Below are 3,806 nucleotides of genomic sequence, written 5' to 3'. Positions count from 1 at the left end.
CCCGTACGCGATGCCCACCCCCACCACGATCCGCATCGGCGAGAACCCGCCGGGAAAGGATTTCGACTTCTCGACTATCCAGCAGATCTGACCGCCCCGGCGAAGGCCGCGCGCAGGCGCCGCCCACCAAAGCGGATCGCCGCCTTCCCCCACGGCATGAACGAATACATGTTCAGGTAGCCGTGGATGGTGCCGGGAAAGCAGCGAACCTCCGCCTGCCCGCCCGCCGCCCGCAGCGCCTCGGCATAACCCGTGGCCTCGTCGCACAGCGGATCGAACTGCGCGGGCACGATCACCGCCGGCGGCAGCCCGGCCAGCGAATCGGCGAAGATCGGCGCCAGCAGCGGATGGGTCAGGTCCTCCGGCGTGCGGGCATATTGCTCGCCATACCATTCCATCAGCCGGGCCGTGAGCATGTAGCCCTCGGCATACCGCTCGCGCGACGGCACATCCCGCGCCCCGTAGAGCGACGGGTAATACAGCAGTTGCATCGCCAGGTCCGGCCCGCCCCGGTCGCGCGCCAGCAACGCCAGCACCGCCGCCAGATTGCCGCCGGCACTGTCCCCGGCCACCGCCACCTTGCCACCCCAGCGCCAGGCCTCGTCCGCCAGCCAGTCCAGCGCCGCCAGACAATCCTCGATCGCGGCGGGAAACCGATGCTCGGGCGCCAGACGGTAGTCGTAGGACAGCACCACCGCCCCCGATTCCCGCGCCAGTCGGCAGCAGATCCCATGATGGGAATTCAGCCCGCAATGCACGAAGCCGCCGCCATGCATGAACAGCACCGCCCCCCGCACCCGCCCACGGGGCACATACAGCCGGGCCGGCCGCAATTCCGTCGCCCCCGGCACCCGCAGGGCCAACACCTGCCGCAGCGGCAGGCTGGAAAGCGCCTGCGGAAAACAGGGCTTGTCCAGCACCCGGCGCAGCGTATCGAGCGTACGCGGCCGGCCCGCCTGCCGCCGGGACCGGCCACGGCCACCCAGATGCCGCATCAGCAGGCGCGCCATCACGCCGGGCTGCTCCCGCCCCGTCCCCGAGCGATTCATGCGCGTTCCTCCGCCACCAGACCCTCTTATGTCTGATGCGGCGCATTCGCCCTTGACGCAACCCGTCGTCGCGGTCAGTTTCCGCCAGCCAGACGGTCGGGCGACCGCTGTTGCATGGGTTTCCATGCGATGGAGGAAAGTCCGGGCTCCACGGAGGAACGGTGCCGGCTAACGGCCGGCGGGGGCGACCCCAGGGAAAGTGCCACAGAAAACAGACCGCCCACACGGCATTCCGGTTCGCCGGAGATGGTGCGGGTAAGGGTGAAACGGTGCGGTAAGAGCGCACCGCGCCCGCGGCAACGCGGGCGGCAGGGCAAACCCCACCGGGAGCAAGACCGAATAGGAACGGCAGACGGGTCGCTCGCGGCACCGTCGGGGGCTCCTCCGCCCCGTCGTTCGGGTTGGTCGCGTGAGGCGTGCCGCGAGGCGCGTCCCAGAGGAATGGTCGCTCATCCTTCTTCGGAAGGTGGACAGAACCCGGCTTACAGACCGTCTGGCCTCGTTTCCCCCACGTCTCCATCGCATCGCATCGCATGCCGGAGTCCGCATCACGCGGCCGGCAGTCCTGCGAACAATACATGTTCTCGTTTTGATCTCACCAAAACTAGAACAGAACATAAACATTCATCATTGATTGACATTGCTCTCCGAAACGTGGGCGAAGACTGGCGCCCGGCAATGTCTCGACTGGAACAATTCTCAAAAAACAGCGGTTTTCCGCCAGAATTTCCGCGCGTTTAATTTGACGTCCCATAAAATCCCATGATATCCCATGCAAACCCAGCACGGCACCCATCCGGCGCCGGCGCGCCTGCGTCCACCAACCATTCCAGCCGAGGGAGCATCGCAGAGCGTGAGTGTATTCCTCGGCACCCATCAGAATCGCCTGGACGCCAAGGGCCGCGTCTCGATTCCGGCCGCTTTTCGCACCGCGCTGCGCAGCCAGGCCGCCGCCGGAGAATCGCTGGTGATCCTGCGCCCCTCGCACCTGCATCCCTGCATCGAAGCCTGGCCGCCCGCCGCCTTCGCCGCGCTCAGCCAACCCCTGGACCGCATGGACATCTTCTCCGACGACCATGACGACCTGGCCGCCGCCCTCTATGCCGACGCCTACCCGATGGATGCCGACCGCGAAGGCCGGATCATCCTGCCCGAGCCGCTGAAGGAGCATGCCGGCCTGACCGAAGCGGTGGCCTTCATGGGCGTGGGAAAGATTTTCCAGATCTGGGAACCCGCCGCCGCCGAACGCCGCCGCGCGGAAGCCCGCACCCGTTCGCGCGCACTCTCCGGCGCCCGCCCCACCCCGCGCCCGGACGCCGACGCATGAACGCCATGACAACGCCCTTCACCACCACGCCCCCTCCGGGCCACGTCCCCGTCATGCTGGCGGAAGTGTTGCAGATGCTGGCCCCCAGGGACGGCGCGACCTATCTCGACGGCACGTTCGGCGGCGGCGGCTATGCCCGCGCCATCCTGGCCGCCGCCCGCTGCACCCTGTGGGCCATCGACCGCGACCCCGCCGCCATCCGGCGCGGCGAAGCCTTGCAGGCCGAACTGCGCGCCGCCGAGGGCACCAGCCGCCTGCACATGGTCGAGGGCGGATTCGGCGACATGCGCGCCCTGCTGGAAGAGCGCGACGCCCCGGCGCTGGACGGCGTGGTGCTCGATCTCGGCGTGTCGTCCTTCCAGATCGACGAAGGCGCGCGCGGCTTCTCCTTCCGGCACGACGGGCCGCTGGACATGCGCATGGGCGACACCGGCCCCACGGCGGCCGATATCGTGAACCGGACGGCCGAATCCGACCTCGCCGATATTCTCTATCAATATGGCGAGGAACGGCTATCCCGCCGGGTCGCCCGCGCCATCGTCGCCGCCCGCGCCGAAGCGCCGATCCTGACGACGTTCCGCCTGGCCGAGATCATCCGCTCGGTCGTGCCGGGCGACCGCTCGGGCATCGACCCCGCCACCCGCTCGTTCCAGGGCCTGCGCATCCACGTCAATGACGAGCTGGGGCAGATCCGCTCGGGCCTGGACCAGGCGCTGGACCTGCTGGCCCCCGGCGGCCGGCTGGTCGTCGTGTCCTTCCATTCGCTGGAGGACCGGCTGGTCAAGCAGGCCATGCACCGCGCGGCGGGCCGCCTGCCCGGCCCTTCGCGCTACGATCCCCGCTCGATCCAGGCGCGGGACGAGGCCCCCTCCTTCCGGCTGCTCGCCGGGCGCACCCTGCGCCCCGGCGAGGCCGAATGCCGCGCCAATTCCCGCGCCCGCAGCGCCCGCCTGCGCGCGATCGAACGCCTGCCCCTCGTGGACATCCCAGCCACCAGCCCCACGGAGCGTCGCCCATGATGCGATCCTTTACCTTTCTCTGCGCCGTGATGGCCGGCCTGTCCGGATTGTTCCTCTATTCCAAGAAGCATCAGACGACGCTGCTCGACCACCAGATCGCGCAGATCGTCGGCGACACGCAGCATATCCGCGAGCAGACGGCGATGCTGCGCGCGGAATGGGCGCTGCTGAACCAGCCCGACCGGCTGGGCAGCCTGTCGGCGCGCTTCCTGCCCGACATGCACCCGATGGCGCCCACCCAGTTCATCCAGATGGCCTCGCTGGCCGAGCGCCTGCCCGCGCCCGGCTCGCGTCCGCTGGCGGCGGTCGATCCCCGCGCGCATATGGATGCCAGCCTGGCCTCCCATGCGCCGGCGCCGGCCGCCGCGCCGCCTCCGGGCACGCCGCCCCGCATCCTTGTCGCCGCTTCGA

At 69.3% G+C, this 3,806-nt stretch carries 3 protein-coding genes, 1 other RNA gene and 1 pseudogene; 4 read left to right on the top strand and 1 reads right to left on the bottom strand.

Going from position 1 to position 3,806, the window contains the following annotated elements; translation table 11 throughout:
* Positions 1 to 74: 74 nt before the first annotated feature.
* Positions 75 to 1,049: an alpha/beta hydrolase gene (locus ABF821_RS20285; RefSeq protein WP_183007909.1), complete on the bottom strand. Its 975-nt coding sequence runs from the start codon at positions 1,047 to 1,049 to the stop codon at positions 75 to 77.
* A gap of 88 nt (positions 1,050 to 1,137) precedes the next feature.
* Between ABF821_RS20285 and rnpB the strand changes: the two genes are divergently transcribed.
* The 4 genes and pseudogenes from rnpB to ABF821_RS20265 all read left to right on the top strand — a co-directional run.
* An RNA gene (gene rnpB / locus ABF821_RS20280) (RNase P RNA component class A) lies at positions 1,138 to 1,550 on the top strand.
* A gap of 352 nt (positions 1,551 to 1,902) precedes the next feature.
* Entirely contained in the window at positions 1,903 to 2,376 is a 474-nt protein-coding gene (mraZ, locus tag ABF821_RS20275; RefSeq protein WP_182973426.1) for a division/cell wall cluster transcriptional repressor MraZ, read from the top strand.
* 5 nt (positions 2,377 to 2,381) lie between these two features.
* The gene (rsmH, locus tag ABF821_RS20270) at positions 2,382 to 3,395 is read left to right on the top strand and encodes a 16S rRNA (cytosine(1402)-N(4))-methyltransferase RsmH (protein WP_415531384.1); all 1,014 of its coding nucleotides are present in this window, start codon (positions 2,382 to 2,384) and stop codon (positions 3,393 to 3,395) included.
* Positions 3,392 to 3,806: pseudogene (locus ABF821_RS20265) on the top strand (ABC transporter permease); the annotation flags it as partial. The gene rsmH and the pseudogene ABF821_RS20265, both read left to right, overlap by 4 nt.

It is taken from the genome of Gluconacetobacter sp., from assembly GCF_047721585.1.
Classification (GTDB): Bacteria; Pseudomonadota; Alphaproteobacteria; order Acetobacterales; family Acetobacteraceae; genus Gluconacetobacter; species Gluconacetobacter dulcium.
This window is presented reverse-complemented; position numbering and strand designations above follow the sequence as displayed.

What these genes read in the sequence shown, in the direction of transcription:
- ABF821_RS20285 (WP_183007909.1), bottom strand. Translation starts at nt 1,049, where the DNA reads ATGAATCGCTCGGGGACGGGGCGGGAGCAGCCCGGCGTGATGGCGCGC.
- rsmH (WP_415531384.1), top strand. Translation starts at nt 2,382, where the DNA reads ATGACAACGCCCTTCACCACCACGCCCCCTCCGGGCCACGTCCCCGTC.